Here is a 19376-nt window from a genome sequence, read left to right as displayed (position 1 = left end):
AAAGCAAAACCCTATAGGAGTGAAACCACTGTTTCTGGGATGGTTCATACCTAGGTGCGGAAACTGGACTCTGTAACTTTCTAAAAGGATGGGGACACATTGTCTAAAATCACCAATAACATATTAAATCTTATAACCTCGATTTCTCTCTTACTACTGGTTTACAGTCTCTTTATTCTTAGGGGGATCCCGTCAGAAGGGTATACAAGCAACATCTATGAGCAGCTTCCTTTTCACTTTTATCTGACCCTGCTACTTTGTTACCTTTCAGCCTGCGTTCTGCTCCTTGCATACAGAAAAATAAGTGCAGTTCTTATACTGCTGCTTGTTCACATTACGGTACTGATCATCCCTTATATCCTTGGCTATGTTTCAGTCGGCAGGGGTAAAGAATTTTCATATATCGGGCTTGCAGGACAGAGTGCACTTTCTGATTCTGCAGGTTTTTCCAGTCTTTCTCCTACGGGTCCTCTGCTTGTTTCAGCCATGTCTTTGATTTCAGGCCTTGAAACCTGGGTACTTTCCTATTTTTTGCCAGTTTTTTTTTCAATCATGTTTATTACCGGAATGTTCCTGTTTTACCGAATTTTTATGAGCAGGGAAAAACTGGTCTCAGTAGCTTTTCTCTCTTCGCTTATTCCTTATTTCGGGCATTTCCAGGCCTCAGCAGCTCCTTACTACCTGTGCTTCTGTCTGGTGCCTCTCTATCTTTTTGTGCTGAGAAGCGCGCTTTCTGATAAAAATAGGGCAATGGGCGTTTGCCTTCTTTTCATGTTGCCTTTGGTTCCGTTAGCCCATCCTTTCATTTTTGCATACTTGGCTTGTTTTTCCCTGTCCCTCATCTTTTCGAGCACAATATTGAAGTTCGGATTTCTCCGTAAAATTCGGAGTCTTAATTTTCTTTCCGGCTCTTCCCGGGGAAGGAAAGTCCCTATATTTATCTTTCTGTCTTTTGCCTCGGGAGGTTTCCTGTTCTATGCAAAATACGCTCCCCAGTTTCTTGATGTCTTCCTTTCGACTCTTGTCTTGCGCACCGAGACGTTAATGTCTACAGCCTTTTCCAGGGTGCCAGGAACGGAAAATGGCTTTTTCGAGTTCGTGCATCTTTTAAATCTCTATTACGGCAAGTACTATATTCCATTAATTTTTATTCTGATCAACTCAGTAATCGTATGGCAGAACCGTAAAAGATTTTGCCACCATTTTGTCCGCAGGTATCCCCGCTTTTTGATCCTTTATATCGCAACCTTTTTCCTGGAGCTTGCCTTCCTTTTAAATCCCTTTCTTCCTTACCCTCCAGATAGGTTTGCAAATCTTAGTTTCATTATTTTTGCCCAGATCCCTCTGCTGGGGTATTCCCTCTATGTTATTTTCCTGAGAAAAGGATATACCCTGGGTCTTGGCTCCGCAGTACTGGTCCTTTGCCTTCTCTGGACCCTGGGATTCTTTACCTGCTTCAGTTCTCCATATACCGGTGGAATTTCTGAAGTAGTCTCACAAAACGAGGTAGAAGGGATTCAGTGGTTATGCGGAGTAAAAGAAACTTATCCATATATGTCCTCTGGAAGTGAGGAAAGAAGCAACACCCTGCCAGGAACTTTTAGCGGCAATCTTAGCCGGTCTGCTGAATTTGCTGAGGTCTCTGCAAGACCTATTTATGCCTATAAAAGTGATTATGAAGGGATCATACCTTTAGATAAAGTGGAAAACGAACCTTTCTATCTAGTGGTAACCACCTTTTCGGAGGCTTTGAGCCTGAATAAACAAAAATCCGATGACGCGCCAGTTTCTATCGGAAACATCTCAAGAGCTCAGAATGATTACCTTGTGCACAAGATCTACGACTCTCTTAATATAGAGATTTATAAACACAAACCATGAACTGCTCCCCCCAGACATTTGCCTGATAGCTCCGGTTCTGAGGAAGGTGCCTTCACGCCTTAAAGTAAATTTCCTCTCTTTTTCTCTTTATTTATTTTACTACAGAATTTTCTTTCATTTTCAATTGAATATATTTGCCAGTAAGAAGGACAATTATAAGCAATCCTATTATTTCTGAGGTAAAAGTTACTTTAAATGCAGAGTCATATGATCTATTGAAAATTATCATCAGATACTCGATAAAGTTCCCGGAAATCGTATCTCTCGGGAATTCCCAGCCTAAAAGTGGCCATAAAAATATGTTAGGAGTATTCCACATTTGATCTTCAAGCAGATGACAAAAAGATGCTCCTGCAACAATCAGAAGTTTATCTTGCCCCTTATGGTAGAGATAGTAACCTACTAGACCAAGCAGAGCCCCGAACAATAGAGTATGGGCAAAGATTCGTCCGCTCCCTATGGTTTCAGCAAGGATTATTCTGCCAAGAGGTTTATCTATAATGTCTGGTAGGAGTGACCCAAATACAATGTATGGGACAGTTGCCAGGAAGCTATTTTTTGAAAATAAAGTGTTCAGCAAATAGAATATTCCCAGAGTAATCCCTATATGTCCAAAAATAAACATCAGACTAAAAATAGTTATTTGTTTATATTTATTTTGTGGCCGGCTTGCCTGAAAGACCTGCCGGCATAAACTTCCATTTTTACATTGAATAAGCAGAGTTTTTCAGGCCTGGCACTCAGCTACGAGCTTTTCTACCAGTTCCTGCCGGATCGCAGTTCTTCTGTCCCCTCCGCAGACCATGCCCCGGACACCAATAATGTCTGGCCCTATCCTTTCAAGTACCGGAAGATCCTCAAATTTCAGGGAACCGGCAATCGCGTTTTCAAGTCCGTATTCATGGGCAAGGTCAGTGAATTTTTTAAGTTCATTCTCATCCATGAACTCGAAGGTAGATTTTCCATCCTTGATTGCTGTATCAACCATCACTACATCTGCCCCAGCCTCTGCGGCAATTGATGGAAGCAATAACGGGGGAATTGAATTGATACGTTTGTAGTCCGAATATCCTGAGGCAACTACTTTTTTTGTTGAGTCGTAATCTTTTACAGCTCGTGTTATTTTTGTGAGAAGCTCAAGGGCCTGGGCTTCAGTCTGAATATCGTAAAGGCCCACCTTAATGTAATCCGCTCCTGCAACTGCTGCCCCAAATGCTGCAAGGGAAGCAGTTCCTGGTTTGTAATTAAAATCTCCTATGGTTGCGCTTATCGGCTGTCTGCCATCTACAGCCTCTTTTATTTCCCTTATTATCCACGGGAAATTCGCACCAAGGGAACCTTCTTTCGGGTTTTTGACATCCACAATGTCTGCGCCGCCTCTGGAAGCAATAATTGCTTCCTCTCTATTGATTGGACTTACAAGCAGTTTCATAAAAATCCTCTAACTAAATATGGAATTTGAATCCTATGATGAATATTATTGTTTTTATACAATAAACATTATTTTATATTTTTTATAGGATGATGCAACTATGTAATAAGTATGTTCCGAGTAGTTTTTGTGATGGATATATTTAACCGTAGCGTAGTTCTTGCAAAGGGCGGTGTCAGGGAAAAGTACCTTCACGTTTCAGATTCAAGTGCTGTATGTAGTAGTTCGGACCCTGTGAGCATAATCAAGCTCCTTCAGCCCAGGGAAGTCTATATTGCCGACCTTAATGTGCTGCAGGGCAAAGAACCTCTCGAAGCAAATGCCGAAATTATCCGGGAAGTAAGTTTAAGAGCAGACACGATGCTTGATTTCGGGATTTCATCTCCAGAAGGCGTGAATAAAGCTCTTTCCATTGCAGGGACTGCTGTGATAGGTACAGAAACCGGCACAATTTCAGCAATCAAAGACGCAGCTTTCGAAAATCCCGGAAGGATCAGTGTCAGCATTGATATGAAGCATGGAAAAGTCCTGAAAGAGGACCCTGAGATTCCTGAATCTCCTTTTGAAATCGTAAAAGTTCTAAATAATTTCCCCTTAAAAGACCTTATTTTTCTTGACCTTGACAGGGTTGGAACTGCCTCAGGCTTTGATCCAGAATTCCTTTGCAAACTGGTTGAATACTCCAGGCACAGTGTGCTGCTTGCAGGAGGAGTCAAGGATATGGAAGACCTTTTTACTCTCGATAGACTAGGGATAAAAGGGGCCCTGGTTGCAACTGCAGTTCACTCAGGGATGGTTTCTCCGGATGTGCTGAATTCAGGGCTTAAAGCGTATAACAAAAGGTGATCATGCATATCGGGAATATTTTTACTCCTACCTTATATGTTTGGTATACAATCTATCGAATATCTTTATATTCAAACAGCAGATTTCACTTTAAACACTAAGAATTGTGAGGTTTACAGTATGGTAAAGGAAAACATATCTGAAGAGAATGTTGAGGAAAATACTGAGGAGAGAAGCGGAGACGGGTATGTGGAGATCAAAATGGGGGGAGGCTGGTACATGACCATCTCCCTTGCTCACAGTGACCGTTTCGAAAAGGAATATGTCGAGCTCGCAAAGGAACGGGGTGGAGTAAAAAAATCAAGGTTCAACCTTAACCCTACACATGTCAGAATGTTAGGGGAAGCCCTGATCAAATTCGCGGATGATAACGGGCTCTAACGGGATATTTCTCTTTTTTCGAGTTTAATTTTTCCGGTTTAATTGTCTGTTTGGTCAGTTCCTGTTCAGGAACTCCAGAATTTTTTCTGCAACTTCCTTTTCTATGCTTTCAGGAGAAAGGGAAGCATCGATTACAATAAAACGTTCAGGATCTTCTGCCGCAAGCCTGAGGAAAGTCTCCCTGACTCCTCGTAAAAATTCTATTTTCTCGAACTTGCTTTGCTCTCCTCGCCTCCCGCAGCGCTCAACTGAGATTTCGGGCCTTATATCAAACAGAAAAGTCAGGTCCGGAACAATAGTCCAGCCTCTATGCAAATTCTTTACCCATTCAAGCGAATTTTCCAGGCGGGTTTTCAAGGTTATGCCCTGGTAAGCATATCGGCTGTCGGAATAGCGGTCAGAAATCACTGTTTTTCCACTTTCAAGCGCAGGCTTTACAAGCTTTGCCAGGTGTTCGGCATGGTCAGCTGTAAAAAGGAAAAGCTCGGCAAGCTGGTCGGTATCCGACTGGATGGCTTTTTCCACGGCATTTCCAGTAAGAGTGCCTCTTGTTGGTTCCCTGGTAAAAACAGGTTCAAAGGCTTTAATTTCGGGGTTTTCCTGAAGCTTTTTTGCAACCGTGCTTTTCCCTGAACCGTCAATGCCTTCAAGTGTGATCAGTTTGCCTTTCATAAGGACCATCTTTTTTCTTTAAAGGTTTTTATTGAAACGCACTATCTGTATTTATACTCTATAGGGACTTCCATATGTCTGGCTAGTCAGGGCAGGAGTTCCAGATAAAATAAGCATCTATTTATACAATATTAAAAATAACTTAGAGTAATGACTGTAATCGGAGTTATTACTCGAGGCAAATACGGGCACCGCCTGATTGAGACTGTCAGGGAACATAGCGATTTTACAGTTGTAACTGCTGACTTGCCTGAGTTCGTGCCTGTGTTCATTGAAGAGCCTGATGAATTCCTGGAAACTCTTAATTTCGATAGACGCGTTTTTTCTGCCGAAATCATAATTACTTATTCTTTGCATCCGGATCTTACGTCTTCAATTGCAAGGCTCGCGGCAGAGGCTGGTGTGCGTTCCTTAATTGTTCCGGGTGGGCCGTCCAGAGCTTCGATTCCCGAACTCCAAAAGATCTCAAAAGTTTCAGGCATGGACATCGAGGTAGATGAGATCTGCTGTAGTCTTAAATCCAATGCCTTCAACAAGCCATTTACGGATATCTTTGGATCTCCTGTTCTGAAAGTAAAAACAGAAGACGGAAAAATTGCCGACGTCGAGGTGATAAAAGGCGCTCCATGTGGGAGTACCTGGCATATGGCAAAAGAAATCGTCGGAACGTCAGTAAAAGACGCATCCCCTAGAGCTGGGCTGTTGATCCAGCATTACCCCTGCAGGGCTTCCCGTGGTGATCTTGGTGGAATCCATGAGTCTGGAGAACTGCACAAGCAGGCATTTATAAAAGCGCTTGAGACTAGGGAGTGAGTATATATTCTTTGAAAAAACATATTCCATATAGCTGGAAAGTGGGACCTAGCTTTTCAAAAATGAACAGCTTTGGCCTTTTATCCAATCCGGTATCCAGTAATCTACGGGGGTGAAAACATTATTTCCCTATCTCTCTCAGAAGACTCAGGGCCCGAAGACCTTGAGGCAATAGCAATCGCAGTGCATTCGGTCATTGGACTTCCTACGACCATTCGCAGTCTCAAGCGAAAAGGGCTTCGCCTGGAAAAAGGAAAAATCCTCGACAGGGACTACACAGGGCCTGTACTCGAAGAAGTATTAAAAACAAACAAAATTGCCCATGAAGTTCCCACAGAAGGTGTATATAGAGGAAAACATGTGGTTGTTGCTCCCATTCGCTCAAAAGACGGAAAAGTTTTTGCAGCTCTTGGGATTGTGGATCTGCTGGCTACTATAGATCTCCCCTCCGTTTTTCAGGAATACATGTCGGTAATGGAAGAAGTCGAGGACGCAAAGAAGTAAAATTCATAAATAATAACCCAAAACTCAGAGGATTAATCGAAAAGAAGTTGTTATTGGAGGATTTGTCCCCGCTTATTTTCCAGGGACATCATTTTATACTTTCCTCCAATTAAGGTTCCGGTTTCAAACTCTTAAATGGTTTTCCGGCATTTACTCTGGCTTTTCGTATAATTTTACTTTTTTCAGCAGGGTCCCATTCTTTGCGTGGGGTTGCCTGAATACTGTGTCATTGGATTTTTCAATTTCCCTTGCCTGAGTTGCAAGCTGGGCGGCAGCTCCCATTATTTCATGTCCGGCTGCGGCTGTCAGGCATACCTGGTCGATTTCCTTTAACATGAAACATGCAGGGAAGTTAACCTGTGCTACTTTTTCAGCCATGTGAAGGGCGGCAAGAGCCTTTGCCTTTGCGTAAGGATTTACAAAACCTGCATGCTCAACACATTTTTCTGGTTTTGCGAAAATGTGTGGAAGTTCCAGTTCTTTTCCTGATCTTCCGGAAGCAACCTGGTCGGTTACTTTATCCAATTCTTCCTGGATGAGTCTAACAACACCACAGACGGATAACACTTTCATTGCATCTGAGTTGAAGGATGCCATCTCCACCGAATCAAGAAACTCTCTCTTTGCTCCTATGAGAGGGTCTACCGGGAGAATGATATATCCGAAGCCTCCCTGCTCAAAAGCTTCTCTAGCTTCTTTTTTTGTTGGGCCATCTGAGACCACAATGCAGGGCACGTCCTTCCATACTTCACGGGCTGCAGTGGGGCCTGGAGCTGCTGCGTTAGGGCTGATAATTACCACAAAGTCTGCATTCCACTGCTTGAAACTTTCAGTATCTGCGGCCTCAGCAGGGCCCATCTTGGCACCTGTGCCAAATGCCCTTACTGTGATTCCCTCTCTTGCTGCAATTTCATCCTGGATCAGATTGATAACCTGGCTCATTCCCAGGTTGCCCATTTTTATAAAACCTATGTTGACCATTTTTCTCAAAATCCTGTGTTGACCATTTTCTTCAATAATGGAATTCCTAAAGGGTTTATAATTCTTTTGGCAATCTTCGTTCCCTATTACTCCTATTTTATAAATATATATCCTATTTATAATTATTATTCGGTATGTTTTCTTGTCCCTCCGAAAAGCTTAAAAAGGATGTGATTTATTTCACTCAAAAACGTTGACATCAATGCTGTTGTTTTGTGGTTTTGTTTCAGAACCCGTATTATAATTTGAAAACTCTATCCGTTGGTGGGCTTTTAATGTCAGGGCAAGTGTATTTTATACTAGGTTGCGGGGGTACCCCTGAGAAAGGTACACCGAGCAGCATGCCCTTTTTCGAGAAGTTATCCCGCTATATCTAATAGCTATTCAAGTCTAGGTTTTGATTGAGTGAACTGTCCTATGCATGATTCTACTGAAAACAAAATGATTGTTTTTGATATGGATAGTACCCTTATAGACGCTGAGACTATCGATGAGCTCGCCAGGGCTGCAGGTGTTGCAAGCAAAGTAGAGGAGATTACGAAGAAAGCGATGTATGGGGACCTTGATTTCGAGCAAGCGCTTTTAGAAAGGGTCAGGCTTCTCAAGGGGCTTCCCTTTGGAACTGCCCTGGAAGCGGTAAACCAGATCCATCTCATGCCGGGAGCAGCAGAACTTATTCTCTACGTTAAAACGAGGGGCTATAAGACTGCAATGATTTCCGGAGGATTTACCATTTCTGCCGATTCAATAGGTAAAGTGCTTGGCATTGATTTTGTTGTTTCCAACGAACTGCTTGTGGAAGACGGCTGCCTTACAGGCAAAGTTGTCGGCCCCATCACACAAAGCGACTCCAAAGCGAAAGTATTCGAGGAACTGGCCCAGCTTAACGGGGTCCGGCCAGAGCAATGTGTAGTTGTCGGAGACGGTGCAAATGATGCCTGTATCTTTGAAAAGGCAGGTTTTGCCATAGCTTTCAATCCCAAGCCTATCCTGAGGGAATATGCGGACGTGGTCATAACAAAAAAAGATCTTAAAGCCGTTATTCCTATTCTTGAATCTCTTTCTTATCAATGTTGTAATCAGGCACAGCATGTCGACATCGAACATTAGAACTACCAAAATGCCAGCTTTTTTGCTGGATCGGGAGGCACAATAAGAGATGCTAAAAGAACTACAGAAAAAAAGATCAGATCTGAAGGACATTTCTGAAGAATCCAAGGAAAAAAGGAACACTCTAAATGCAGAAGCCAGTGCTCTCGCTGCAAAGCGTAATGAGCTGAACAAGAAGACGAAAGATCTTATCAACGAGGCCCAGGAATTAAAAGTTCTCAGGGACGAAATTAATGAGAAGGTCAGCGAATACAAAAACAAGCGCGATGATACCAATTCCAGGGCAAATGATCTGTTTGCAAAAGCAGATTCGATCAGGAAGCAGAACAACCTGGGTGGCCCTTCTATCAAAGCCCTGAGAAAAGATATTGATCGTCTTGAATTTGCCCAGCAAACCGAGGTCCTGAGCACAAGTAAGGAAAGGGAACTTGTGGGCAAGATTACTCTGCTTCAAAAACAGTACCAGGTCAAAAAAGTCCAGCTCGAAAGCAACCTCGAACTGAAAAACATCCTGGACGAAGCTCAGCTAATAAGGGATGAAGCCTCAGAATTCCACAACGAGCTGGCAGAATATGCAAGGCAGGCTCAGGAATACCATGAGAAGATGATCACCGCTTTCAAAGAGGCTGACAGAACCAGGGCAGAATCTGACATTGCCCACAGGGAATTTGTAAAAGCCCAGGAAGCAGCTGACGAACAGCACAAGGTTTTCATCAACGCCCAGAAGGAAATTAGGGATCTTGATAAAGAAATCTTCAAACTCAAGAAAAAAGACAAAGATGGGAAGTCCCGTGTTGTCAAGTCCGAACTCCAGAAGGATGCCAAGTCCATCTTCGATAAGTTCAAAGGCGGAGCAAAACTCACCACCGAAGACCTGATGACTCTTCAGAGATCGGGTTTAGTCTAATTCATCTCACAAAAAAGAATACATATACAAAAAAATCAATTTGTTGCAGGGTGTAATAAACCTGCATCATATTTTTCTTTTCTAGCTTATCTGATACCTATATTTGACATGTTCAGCGCATGCTATTCATTATTCTACTTTCATTTCCATCGACTGCTTTTGTTCCTTACAACCCTACTTTGACAGATTTTACTAATTATTATAGTATTTTCATACAAAAAACATGTTGTATTGACACATCACAGTTTAGTAAAATTTCAAATATCAAAAATCAATAAACATATGATATAAATTTTAATTGTATGCAGAAAACAGAAGCATGAAGCCCATTTATACATTACAAAATGTATGCTCCTGTCAAAGTAGGGTTACAATTTATATTTTGCTAGCTTTAGCTTTTCATTTTGAAAATGGCATTAAAGAGCCGGATCTAATTTTTATCCCGGATTTACTCTAAAACTTTCAGGTACTTTTCCCTGAATTCAGGGTTCCTCATAAGACAGCACTTAGCGTTATATGCAGGGTCCTCTCTGATTCTTTTCCAGACGTCCTTTATGCTGTCTCTATGGACATTCCCATAAGGAATCGGGATACAGGCACAGGGAAGAATATTTCCTTCCGGGGTAATATGCAGCCACTTTCTACCTGCCATACAGCCTGTGGTTTTCATAACCTGCGGGATAGGAAACACTCTGGGACCTTCTTTCTCCCTGGCTCCGGACACAAAATTGTCGAATTTTCTCAGATCTTTCGGGGTCATGATTTCTGAAGCATGGTCCATCCACCTGCCCGTAGGAACTATTTCATAGAAGGAGAGTTCGTGGACTCCAAGCTCTGATGCAAGAGCATACAGGTCTTCAAGCTCGTTTACATTGTCCCTGGAAAGCACCACATATATATTTACAAGCAGCCCTGCCTTAAGTCCATTTTTTACTGCTTCAACCGCACTTTTAAAAACTCCTTTCCTGCCCCTTACATGATCGTGTTTATCTTCGTGCGCGCTGTCAAAACTGACAGTGAGAGAATAAAGGCCTGCCTCTTTAAGGCGGTTGGCTCGCTCTTCAGTCAGCCCTACTCCTGAGGTAAACATGCCTGTAATGGCTTTTTCAGAGTCCACATACCGGATCAGGTCTTCTAAATCCGGATAGGTTAGGGGCTCACCTCCGTCAAAGATCACGAAAGTTGTGCCCATTTCGAGCACCTGGTCTATTGTGGATTTTACTGTTTCCGGTGTAAGTTTCGCCCGGTTTTTTGTATCAGGAAGGGCACAGTGAATGCAGTTGTTCGGGCATTCTTCAGTAATGGAGATAGTGACCTGGTCTGGAATCTTTTTTCCCAGAATGGAAAAAAGCTGGCTTTTTACCAGGCGGTCAAAACCCGGGCTTGGGATCGGGGGCATCCAGGTTGAACAGATGAGCCTGCCTGCCTCCACTTTTGCAGGCTTTTCGCCTTCAAAAACTGAGAGGTTTTTCTCAAGATTTTTTTTCATAAGGATGGAAGCAGCCCCGCTGGTTTTCATCCTCATGTGTCCGTCTTCGATTTCCGTATACACTCTGAGAAGTGGGCTTTTATAAAAATCATACTGCATATTTTTTCCTGCACCTGATATTTGATGCTGATGTTTGTGTCAGTTCTGCTCTTTTTGCTTGCCTTTTAAATCTTAGGTTTACCTGTTCCTGAAGAGCGCTCTGTACTTCAAGACTGCAGAGGGTTTTTTCTTTAGAGTGAATGCAAAGACCTGCATCACCTGCTCAACTGAACTTCCACGAATGAATGAGAGGTCCTCCTTTTCAAAGACCTTTACCATCTCATCAATTTCTCTGTCCGTCATTTTCCTGAGGGTCTCAAGACCTATTCGACCCAGGTAGTGTTCTACCTTAAACTCCTTTTCCCAGGTTTTTCGGTACTCTAACAGGGCACTTTTTGAAACATCTCCTTTTCTTATGGCATCTGCAGCCACATCTCCACATATTTGGCCTGCCCTCATCGCATACCCTATCCCGGACTGACCGGCTGCTCCACCAGCGACCATTATTCCATCGGTTATGTATTCATTTGGAAGTGTCACTATAGGGTCTCCGCCTGAAAGTTTTCTTACAACTTCAAGCTCTTTGAGTCCTTTAAGTCTTTTGAAATTTTCAACCCAGGCATTGAGGTAAGGCGTTGCGTCCTTTCCGCATCTGCGCACATAGGCCCCGATTGCGGCATTGTCCCCTCCTCTAGGGGCGTATGTAGTCTTCCATCCAGGGGCATGGTTTCCTACATAATATTCAAACATTTTCGGTTTTCCAAGGTCAGGAGCCCTGACGTCCAGTTCAATTCCCCAGGCAATATCTTCCGGGTGTTTCATTGTTTTCAGGCCCAGAAGGGAAGCTATTTTTGAATTTATACCGTCGGAAATGACAACGAGTCTTGACGTGAACACCCCTGCCGAGGTGCTGACCGTAAATATCTCTCCGTCCCTGAGAATATTGTTCACTTCTACCCCTTTTCGAAGATCTACGCCGATTTTCATTATTTTCTTCGCATAAAATCGGTCGAATTCCGTCTTGTCAATAGCGTATCCGGGCGTCTCAACCTCCACCGTCCGCCCGGATGGGGAAATTATCTGCATGCCTTTGAGATAATGCACCACATAAGAAGGGTCTGCTTTCTCTCCGCATTTATCGAGCATTCCCTTAAAAAAAGAATTTGCAGGATGGGGTGGATTCCCGATTTCTTCTTTTTTTTCCAGCAAAAGGACTGACGACCCTTTTTCACAGGCGTTCCTGGCAGCCATCAGCCCCGCAGGAGATGCCCCTATTACAATAATATCCGCATCCATTTTTCTCTACCTTTTCACCAGAGAATAGAGGTGTAAGCCCCTGCATAAATACACAGCACCACATCAAGGATCATTGATCCGAACATAATTGCTCTGTAGTTTGAGCCATTAAGGAAGAGTGCGCCACCCCTTTCAGGGGTAGGGTGCCTGATAAAATCAAAACACTGGGAAAGCATCCAGAGACCTGAGGCAAGTGCTCCTGCAAAGTACACAGGCCCGAGCCGGGCTGACCAGCCTATGATTATCGAAGCAATAACTCCGACAATCCACCAGAAAGTAACGAATCTGGCAGTAAAGGGAATTCCAAAGGTCACGGGCATTGTAGGGGCACCTTTCAGTCTGTCCCCTTCAACGTCTCTGGCAACTCCTCCAAGGGTAAAGGCCCAATCTGTAACGCACATCATGAGCCCGAAACAGATGGCCGACAGGGGAAGAATTACCCCGTCGTTGCCTTTCAGGAGCCCCGCAGGGTCAAAGGCAAGCCAGATGCCCACAGGCACAAGCCCATAAGAGATACCCACTGGCAAAAAGCTAAGAAATGTATTCCTTTTTGCAAAGATTGAGTAAATAGTGATAGTTCCAGCCGCAATAACAAGGATCAGGAGAGATTCAGGGTTCAGGTAAGCGGCTGCTGCGCCTGCGATTACTAATAAGATGAGAGCATAAGTAAGAGCAGAACTCTTTGAAACTCTGGAAGAGGGCAGGGGACGACCAGGCAGGTTAATCGTATCAATATCAATATCACAGCAGTCATTAAAAACATATGAACTGGTAATGGCGGCAAAGCCGCCTATTAAGGCAATCAGGAAAGGAAGATATTCAGGAAGCCCTCCGGTAGCCAGGTAAGAAGCCAGGATTGCGCTCGAGGCAGGGAGGGTAAGGTCCATGTAGTAGAGTTCAGGTCTCAGCAACCGCAGATAAGGGCTGAGTTCCCCGATTCTTGCTGTAAGGGACAATAGTTTCACCTGTGCTTTTCTAATTTGCATGGGAATTTTTATATCAGGAACTTTATACTTCGGCTTTTTCCCTATTTAGAAGGTTCTTTGCAGGTAGCCCTATAAAGGTTTGCACCTCAAAAAAGTTTTCTTTTTATCTTTTCTGAGGTGGGGGTTTGTTTATGAGAAAGCCTGAATGACTTATAAAATGTTCAGCGCCTTTAACCAGCTCCTCAAAGCTTATTCTTTTTTCCAGTCTTCCCTGTATACCAGTTTTGCTTTTTTACTTATTTCTTCAATTAGCGGATGCCTGAACTCTTTTTCGCAGACAAAAGTAAATTCTGCTTGCGGGTTCAGCTCCATCAGTTTAATCGTATTCGAGAGAGCTGTACTGAGGGCTTCGTAGTCCGGATATTTCGAGACTTCGGCATTGAAAGGATAAACTTCCTCCATTTCGACAGGAAACGCCCCGAAAGGTGCTTTGAAAGTGAGAATCTGGTCGTAGCTTCCCTCTCCTTTTACCGGGCCTGTGCGAATAAGCACCGAGCCTTCCAGGCTGAACCTTTCCAGTCTTTTTCCAAACCGAAGGACTTCGGGGCGGGAAGCTGATTCTGGCCCGCAGTAGAAATAAGTGCCTTTTGTAGCCGGATCAAGCTGCTCAAGCCAGGAGGAGTGGGTATAGAATCTTTTCAGTCCGTCAAGAAGCTTCGGGTGAGCGCGGCAGCGCTGCTCCACAAGTTCGAGCAGCTTTCCGTCCTTTATGCACTGTTTTATCAGCCGGATTTCAGCAAAAGTAGCATAGAGGTTGTGCCTTCCCAGAAGTTCTTCCATGTTGTCCGCTTTCTTCAATTCTTCGGCTGTGTATTTCGAACAGATCGGACAGGAACAGGGCAGATAATTTAGTCTTTCCACATGGTAGGTCCCGGTTACAGTAATATAGCGCCCGTCCTTGGCGTAAAGGGCGTAGGCTGCCGAATCAAAAAGGTCGCAGCCCAGGGCTACTGCAAGGGCGAACATCATTGGGTGCCCGGCTCCAAAAAGGTGGACCGGCGAGGCTGGGGAAAGCCCCCTTTTGGATGCGGCAATCACATCAACAAGTTCTGCGTAACGGTAGGCCTCCATAAGTGGGACAACTGCTCCAAGGGGATATACTTCAAAATTGAGGTCTTTGAGATGGGAAGCAGCTTTTTCCCTCAGTTCGGGGTAGGTTGAGCCCTGGACAGGCCCTGCAAGGAGCTGCTCTCCCTGGATAAACCTGCGGGCAGTTTCCAGGCGTTCGGCCGTGACTGCAAGTTCCTCTTCGGCCCTCCTGTAGTGAACATCAGGGGGCGTCGGGATGTCCAGCGGGACAATAATGTCGCTTCCTATCTTTTGCTGGAACCCCAGGATTTCCTCATTTGTAACTTCCACGGACCCATAGACGGAAAGCTGGAAAGAACCCGAGTCAGTCATAATGGGTCCGTCAAATTCCAGGAGCTCATGCAGCCCTTTCTCAAGGGCAATGCTTCTCAGTTCTTCTTTTCTGTAGATAATATAGGAATTGGTAATTAGAATCTCTGCCCCGAAGCTTCGCATTTCTTTCGGGGAGATAAGCTGGATATTCGGATTTATTACAGGCATGACGGTAGGTGTCTCAACAATCCCGTGGGGGGTCCTGAGTTTTCCGATCCTGCCGCCTGCGTCCTTGTCGAGAATTTCAAATATTGCTGACATGCCGGGATTATAGATGTCTCTCAGATATATTTATCTTTGGGGCTGGGAGAAGCCAGGTTTAATTATTACGAATTACCTGAACCCCTATCGAGTTCCTCTTTTTCGTGCCCTCCATGTTTCCGGTGGTTATAATACCTGGAGCCAATCAACTGTAATATTTAGGTTCGAAACTCTAATTCCTTTTTCCGTAGTTTTTTTCGTACCTTAATCTTCTTTTACTCGCGGCATGGCAATAATTTCCCGGACCTGCAGGGAAAAGAAATCACTGCTATGGGCTGGCCTGAGAATAAGGGCAACATCTGCACCCGATCTTGTGCCTCCTATAGCTATAATCTCCGTATTATCGGAAACTGGGATATGGCCTGAATCAGCTGCCATAATTGCAACTTCAATAGCTACTTTGAAGCCTTTTCCGAAGAGGGATCTTAGAGCATCGGAAATCACTTCTGCTCTGGAATAGCCTCCAAATTTTTTTGTGATTGAGCGTTCTATTCCTGAGAACATATGGGACTGAGTGGTTATTACGGCTCCGAGAGCTTCAAGCTTCTTTTTATACTCATCTTCCACTTCCCATTCACCTTTTTCTTTCTGCCCGTACTGGTGACTTATTCCAATAACTTTTATGTTGCTGCCCTTTACCGCCTCTGCCATCTTTAGAGCGGTTTTTCCGCTGGTGCTCGCTACCACAATATGGAATATCCCAAGCTCTGCCGCCCTTTTTGCTGCCGCTTCAATAACTGCTTCCGTATTTGCCTCTCCTACACTGTCGAGGTAAAGAATAGATTTTTCCATGAATTAGTCTCCTCCTGTATTCGGATTTTGTCTTCTTTTGTGAGCTTTTTTACAGTTTCTTTTCCCTATTATGCTTTTCCGATCTCGTATAAAATAAGGCCTCTATCAACCTTTCAATAAAGTAGGCGAAACCTAAATTTATTATAAACTCTATTTATCTAAATTAATTTTCGCTGTCAGGAGAAAAGATATATATTAAAAAGATTCTCTTTTTATAAAAAGAGGGTTAGAGTATCAATAAACCCGGATCTATTGAATATTTTTTATTAACGTATGTGAGGGAAGTGAAGCAGATCCGGGCTGCTGAGAAACTTGTTTATCTAGGATTAGGTCAAATATTACCATAGGGGTTGTATTTCGTCGAGGTGGTTACTTGTCAACTACAGATTATGACAACAATGATGTAAAAATTATTACAAGACCCGTGAAGTCAAAAAATCCTGTTTTGATTGAGGGTTTTCCCGGAATCGGGCTTGTGGGGAATATTGCAAGTCAGCATATGATCGAAGAATTGAAAATGGAATATATCGGCTCTATTGAATCCAGGTATTTTCCCTCTATTGCAGTGCTTTATGAGGGGCTTATAAATATGCCTGTGAGAATTTACGAAAACGTGGAGCACAACCTGATTATTGTAATCTCCGATATTCCTATCAGCCACACTATCTCTTACGATGTTAGCAATGCTCTGGTGGACTGGGCTGAGTCCATTAATGTAAAAGAGGTCGCTTCTATTGCAGGGATTGCCATCATGGATGGGGGGCTCAAAGTCTTCGGGGCAGCCACCACTCCTGAGATGCTGGATAAGATCAAAGATAAGGTAGAGGTATTCCAGATGGGGACTATCTCCGGAATTTCGGGCAGCGTAATGGCTGAATGTCTGCTGCGTGAGATCCCTGCGTTTAGCTTGCTTGGTGCTACTCGAACTCAAAATCCTGATCCAAGGGCCGCTTCTGCTGTTATTGGGGTTTTAAACGAGCTATATGGGCTTTCAATAAATACAGACAGGCTTAAAGAGCAGGCTGAACGCATAGAATTCGAGCTCCAGAGGCTTGCTGAAGATGTTCAGACTACTGAACAGAAAGGAGAAGTGAAAAAGGAGTTCCCAATGTACGGGTGATCCCATGGAGTACATCGCGTTAACAGGAATTGCTGATTCTCTGATCGAGATCCTGAAGAAACATAATCTCAGGACTCTTGAGATTCGGAGTCCTCAAAATTTTGTAGGGGTACTCGGGCTAAGTGCAGGGGAGAACGTCCTCCTGACCTCTACAAGCCTTCAGGACCTAACGGATGGGACTCAAGGTCTCATAGCAAAGGTTGTACAGAAGCAGGTCTCGGTTCATTCTATTCTCAGTTCAAACGATCTCTATATTGAAGAGCGAGAAGCCATGTCGGCCCGTATCCAGCTTGAATGCAGGTGCATGGCACGGGTAAGAAATGTTGTTTCAAACGAACTCGGAAAACCGGTGAGAGTAGACGCCAGGGAAATTTCCTGCTACGAAGCCAGATGACTATTTTACCAATTACCGTGCAATTTAGTAACTACGCCTGCTTTAAAAACAGTTCTAAAACTTATTTTTCTTTAATTTTTCAATATTTTCGTTTGGAAATGCCTTTGTGTTGCCACACAAAAATAGACTTACGTACACATAAGGGCTTATAATTTGAGAAAAACTTCCTGAAAAAAAGGCTCTTTTTTGAAAATCAGAGCAAAAAAATAAGGTTCCGGAAATCTGAACTTTTTCCGGTAACCCTTAATTTATATTCTAAATTGTTTTACATATCTTCAGGCATTTCGCCGCCCGGACCGCCCGGACCTGCTCTTCCACCGCCGGCTGAGGCGATTACATCATCGATTCTGAGAATCATAATTGCAGCTTCTGTGGCTGCGTTGATTGCCTGGGTCTTGATCCTGAGAGGTTCGACAACATTGTTTTCGAACATGTCTTCAATCTTCCCGGTATAGACATTAAGCCCTGCTCGCTTGTTGCCCTTTTCATGCTGGGAGCGCATTTCCACAAGCATATCAATGGGGTCAAGCCCTGCATTTTCGGCAAGGGTCTGGGGAATGATCTCGAGGGACTCGGCGAACTTCATTACAGCAAGCTGTTCTCTGCCTTTAAGGGTTGCTGCATATTCTTTGAGCCTGAGGGCCAGTTCGATTTCAGGTGAGCCTCCGCCCACAACAATCTTCTGGTCTTCGAGGGCAACGCCCACGACTCTGAGGGCATCTTCGAGAGCTCTCTCAATTCCTTCAACTACATGCTCGGTACCACCGCGAAGGAGAATTGAGGTGGTCTTGCTGTCCTTGCAGCCTGTGACGAAGGTCATTCTGGAACCTGTAACGTCCTTTTCTTCTACAAGACCGGCATAGCCGAGGTCGGACTCCTCAATTTCATCCATGCTGGTGATAATCCGTGCATCTGTCGCGCGGGAGAGCTTGTCCATGTCACTTTTCTTGACCCTGCGCATGGCGAAGATCCCTGCTTTTGTCAGGTAATACTGGGCAAGGTCGTCGATTCCCTTCTGGCAGAAGACAACATTTGCGCCTGTCCTGATTACCTTTTCCACGATTTCCCTGAGCATGGCTTCTTCCTGATCTAAGAAGAGCTGCATCTGGTCAGGGGTAGTGATCTTTATTTCGGCTTTGGTTTCGGTCTTCTTGAGTTCGATGGGCACGCTCAAGAGCAGGACTTTTGCATCTTTCACGATTTCCGGCATTCCGGTGTGGACACGCTCTTTATCAACGATTACACCTTCGATAATCTCGGAGTCTCCGATGCTTCCACCGGGTCTCTTTTCGATCTTAATGTCCTCGATATCCACAGTGATCTTCCCATCTTCACTTACCTCAACAACTGACTTAACAGCCTGGACTGCAAGCTTGGAAAGGTGTTCCTTGTTAGCCTCTGCGCCTTTTCCTGTTATGGCTGTGGCTGCAAGTTTTTCGAGAGTTTCGGTATCTTCTGGAGATGCACTGATAGTGATGGTCTCCAGGATCTTTGTGGCCTGGTCTGCTGCAAGCCTGTAACCGCTTGCGATCACAGTGGGGTGAACGCCGCTTTCCAGCAGGTCTTCTGCCTTTGTCAGGAATTCCCCTGCAAGTACGGCTGCGGTGGTGGTTCCGTCGCCTACTTCGGCATCCTGGGTTTTGGCTACTTCTACGATCATCTTTGCACCTGGGTGCTCGATGTCCATTTCCTTGAGGATTGTTGCTCCGTCGTTGGTGATAACCACATCACCCATGGAGTCTACAAGCATCTTGTCCATACCCTTGGGCCCAAGAGTGGTCCTTACTGCTTCAGCAACCGCCTTTGCGGCCATAATATTGTTGTGCTGGGCATCGGAACCATGAGTTCTCTTGCTGCCCTCCCTTAAAATAAATATCGGTTGTGCTGCCAAGCTTCAATCTCCTTTTATGATATGAATTCATATGAATTTTAATTAGTTGTATTACTGAGCACGTTACCTTTGTGCGCAATTTTTCATATTCTTAATGCAAGCACTTCTATATAAGAATTCCTCTGGATCTCAGCTCCCAAATCTGAAAAAGGGGGCCTTCCGGATCTTTTAATGCCATTT

At 44.2% G+C, this 19376-nt stretch carries 19 protein-coding genes; 9 read left to right on the top strand and 10 right to left on the bottom strand.

What is annotated here, in order from left to right:
* The first annotated feature begins 99 nt into the window (after positions 1 to 99).
* Positions 100 to 1881, top strand: a complete 1782-nt coding sequence (locus tag RG963_RS01985; RefSeq protein WP_310574594.1) for a hypothetical protein — start codon at positions 100 to 102, stop codon at positions 1879 to 1881.
* A 91-nt stretch (positions 1882 to 1972) separates the two neighbouring features.
* On the opposite strand, the gene RG963_RS01980 is transcribed toward RG963_RS01985, so the two are convergent.
* Together RG963_RS01980 and RG963_RS01975 are read right to left on the bottom strand one after the other, a co-directional pair.
* Positions 1973 to 2506: a metal-dependent hydrolase gene (locus tag RG963_RS01980; RefSeq protein WP_310574593.1), complete on the bottom strand. Its 534-nt coding sequence runs from the start codon at positions 2504 to 2506 to the stop codon at positions 1973 to 1975.
* A gap of 102 nt (positions 2507 to 2608) precedes the next feature.
* The gene (locus RG963_RS01975; RefSeq protein WP_310574592.1) at positions 2609 to 3313 is read right to left on the bottom strand and encodes a (5-formylfuran-3-yl)methyl phosphate synthase; all 705 of its coding nucleotides are present in this window, start codon (positions 3311 to 3313) and stop codon (positions 2609 to 2611) included.
* A 111-nt stretch (positions 3314 to 3424) separates the two neighbouring features.
* Here RG963_RS01975 and RG963_RS01970 point away from each other — a divergent pair, with 111 nt between their 5' ends.
* Positions 3425 to 4159: a HisA/HisF-related TIM barrel protein gene (locus RG963_RS01970; protein WP_310574591.1), complete on the top strand. Its 735-nt coding sequence runs from the start codon at positions 3425 to 3427 to the stop codon at positions 4157 to 4159.
* Between the two features lie 120 nt (positions 4160 to 4279).
* Complete coding sequence (locus RG963_RS01965; protein WP_310574590.1) at positions 4280 to 4540, top strand: hypothetical protein; 261 nt, start codon at positions 4280 to 4282, stop codon at positions 4538 to 4540.
* Positions 4541 to 4594: 54 nt separating this feature from the next.
* Here RG963_RS01965 and tmk read toward each other — a convergent pair whose 3' ends face one another.
* Entirely contained in the window at positions 4595 to 5212 is a 618-nt protein-coding gene (gene tmk / locus RG963_RS01960) for a dTMP kinase (RefSeq protein WP_310574589.1), read from the bottom strand.
* Between the two features lie 150 nt (positions 5213 to 5362).
* On the opposite strand from tmk, the gene RG963_RS01955 reads away from it, so the two are divergent.
* Both RG963_RS01955 and RG963_RS01950 read left to right on the top strand, forming a co-directional pair.
* Entirely contained in the window at positions 5363 to 6025 is a 663-nt protein-coding gene (locus RG963_RS01955; RefSeq protein ID WP_310574588.1) for a DUF166 domain-containing protein, read from the top strand.
* 72 nt (positions 6026 to 6097) lie between these two features.
* Positions 6098 to 6529 (top strand): DUF2111 domain-containing protein, encoded by a 432-nt coding sequence (locus RG963_RS01950; RefSeq protein ID WP_310574587.1) that lies wholly within the window; start codon positions 6098 to 6100, stop codon positions 6527 to 6529.
* Positions 6530 to 6679: 150 nt separating this feature from the next.
* Here RG963_RS01950 and RG963_RS01945 read toward each other — a convergent pair whose 3' ends face one another.
* Positions 6680 to 7510, bottom strand: coding sequence for a F420-dependent methylenetetrahydromethanopterin dehydrogenase (locus RG963_RS01945; RefSeq protein ID WP_310574618.1), 831 nt, complete (start codon positions 7508 to 7510; stop codon positions 6680 to 6682).
* 417 nt (positions 7511 to 7927) lie between these two features.
* On the opposite strand from RG963_RS01945, the gene serB reads away from it, so the two are divergent.
* Positions 7928 to 8620, top strand: a complete 693-nt coding sequence (serB, locus tag RG963_RS01940; RefSeq protein ID WP_310574586.1) for a phosphoserine phosphatase SerB — start codon at positions 7928 to 7930, stop codon at positions 8618 to 8620.
* A gap of 49 nt (positions 8621 to 8669) precedes the next feature.
* On the top strand, positions 8670 to 9527 hold the full coding sequence (locus RG963_RS01935; RefSeq protein WP_310574585.1) for a coiled-coil protein: 858 nt from the start codon (positions 8670 to 8672) through the stop codon (positions 9525 to 9527).
* 448 nt (positions 9528 to 9975) lie between these two features.
* Here the strand turns inward: RG963_RS01935 and RG963_RS01930 are convergent, their stop codons facing one another.
* The 5 genes from RG963_RS01930 to RG963_RS01910 form a co-directional block, all read right to left on the bottom strand.
* Complete coding sequence (locus RG963_RS01930; protein WP_310574584.1) at positions 9976 to 11115, bottom strand: radical SAM protein; 1140 nt, start codon at positions 11113 to 11115, stop codon at positions 9976 to 9978.
* Between the two features lie 78 nt (positions 11116 to 11193).
* Positions 11194 to 12351, bottom strand: coding sequence for an NAD(P)/FAD-dependent oxidoreductase (locus RG963_RS01925; protein ID WP_310574583.1), 1158 nt, complete (start codon positions 12349 to 12351; stop codon positions 11194 to 11196).
* Between the two features lie 14 nt (positions 12352 to 12365).
* On the bottom strand, positions 12366 to 13337 hold the full coding sequence (locus RG963_RS01920) for a UbiA prenyltransferase family protein (protein WP_310574582.1): 972 nt from the start codon (positions 13335 to 13337) through the stop codon (positions 12366 to 12368).
* Between the two features lie 189 nt (positions 13338 to 13526).
* Positions 13527 to 14999: a tRNA guanosine(15) transglycosylase TgtA gene (gene tgtA / locus RG963_RS01915; RefSeq protein WP_310574581.1), complete on the bottom strand. Its 1473-nt coding sequence runs from the start codon at positions 14997 to 14999 to the stop codon at positions 13527 to 13529.
* 204 nt (positions 15000 to 15203) lie between these two features.
* Positions 15204 to 15791, bottom strand: a complete 588-nt coding sequence (locus RG963_RS01910; RefSeq protein ID WP_310574580.1) for a pyruvate kinase alpha/beta domain-containing protein — start codon at positions 15789 to 15791, stop codon at positions 15204 to 15206.
* A gap of 373 nt (positions 15792 to 16164) precedes the next feature.
* On the opposite strand from RG963_RS01910, the gene RG963_RS01905 reads away from it, so the two are divergent.
* Together RG963_RS01905 and RG963_RS01900 are read left to right on the top strand one after the other, a co-directional pair.
* Positions 16165 to 16911 carry a proteasome assembly chaperone family protein gene (locus RG963_RS01905; RefSeq protein WP_310574579.1) on the top strand — a complete coding sequence of 249 codons (747 nt, stop codon included), beginning with the start codon at positions 16165 to 16167 and terminating at the stop codon, positions 16909 to 16911.
* Positions 16912 to 16915: 4 nt separating this feature from the next.
* On the top strand, positions 16916 to 17305 hold the full coding sequence (locus RG963_RS01900) for a DUF473 domain-containing protein (protein ID WP_310574578.1): 390 nt from the start codon (positions 16916 to 16918) through the stop codon (positions 17303 to 17305).
* 265 nt (positions 17306 to 17570) lie between these two features.
* Here the strand turns inward: RG963_RS01900 and thsB are convergent, their stop codons facing one another.
* A complete protein-coding gene (gene thsB / locus RG963_RS01895; RefSeq protein WP_310574577.1) occupies positions 17571 to 19196 on the bottom strand; it encodes a thermosome subunit beta in 1626 nt (541 codons plus the stop codon).
* Between the last annotated feature and the right edge of the window lie 180 nt (positions 19197 to 19376).

It is taken from the genome of Methanosarcina baikalica, from assembly GCF_031461075.1.
Taxonomy (GTDB): Archaea; Halobacteriota; Methanosarcinia; order Methanosarcinales; family Methanosarcinaceae; genus Methanosarcina; species Methanosarcina baikalica.
Note: the sequence above shows the minus strand (reverse complement) of the source record. Positions and strands in the feature narration are given on the sequence as shown.

Bases quoted from the DNA above. Each gene is read 5' to 3' on its own strand.
- RG963_RS01980 (WP_310574593.1), bottom strand. From the start codon at position 2,506: ATGTTTATTTTTGGACATATAGGGATTACTCTGGGAATATTCTATTTG.
- RG963_RS01975 (WP_310574592.1), bottom strand. From the start codon at position 3,313: ATGAAACTGCTTGTAAGTCCAATCAATAGAGAGGAAGCAATTATTGCT.
- RG963_RS01970 (WP_310574591.1), top strand. From the start codon at position 3,425: ATGTTCCGAGTAGTTTTTGTGATGGATATATTTAACCGTAGCGTAGTT.
- RG963_RS01965 (WP_310574590.1), top strand. From the start codon at position 4,280: ATGGTAAAGGAAAACATATCTGAAGAGAATGTTGAGGAAAATACTGAG.
- tmk (WP_310574589.1), bottom strand. From the start codon at position 5,212: ATGAAAGGCAAACTGATCACACTTGAAGGCATTGACGGTTCAGGGAAA.
- RG963_RS01955 (WP_310574588.1), top strand. From the start codon at position 5,363: ATGACTGTAATCGGAGTTATTACTCGAGGCAAATACGGGCACCGCCTG.
- RG963_RS01945 (WP_310574618.1), bottom strand. From the start codon at position 7,510: ATGGTCAACATAGGTTTTATAAAAATGGGCAACCTGGGAATGAGCCAG.
- serB (WP_310574586.1), top strand. From the start codon at position 7,928: ATGCATGATTCTACTGAAAACAAAATGATTGTTTTTGATATGGATAGT.
- RG963_RS01935 (WP_310574585.1), top strand. From the start codon at position 8,670: ATGCTAAAAGAACTACAGAAAAAAAGATCAGATCTGAAGGACATTTCT.
- RG963_RS01930 (WP_310574584.1), bottom strand. From the start codon at position 11,115: ATGCAGTATGATTTTTATAAAAGCCCACTTCTCAGAGTGTATACGGAA.
- RG963_RS01925 (WP_310574583.1), bottom strand. From the start codon at position 12,351: ATGGATGCGGATATTATTGTAATAGGGGCATCTCCTGCGGGGCTGATG.
- RG963_RS01920 (WP_310574582.1), bottom strand. From the start codon at position 13,337: ATGCAAATTAGAAAAGCACAGGTGAAACTATTGTCCCTTACAGCAAGA.
- tgtA (WP_310574581.1), bottom strand. From the start codon at position 14,999: ATGTCAGCAATATTTGAAATTCTCGACAAGGACGCAGGCGGCAGGATC.
- RG963_RS01910 (WP_310574580.1), bottom strand. From the start codon at position 15,791: ATGGAAAAATCTATTCTTTACCTCGACAGTGTAGGAGAGGCAAATACG.
- RG963_RS01900 (WP_310574578.1), top strand. From the start codon at position 16,916: ATGGAGTACATCGCGTTAACAGGAATTGCTGATTCTCTGATCGAGATC.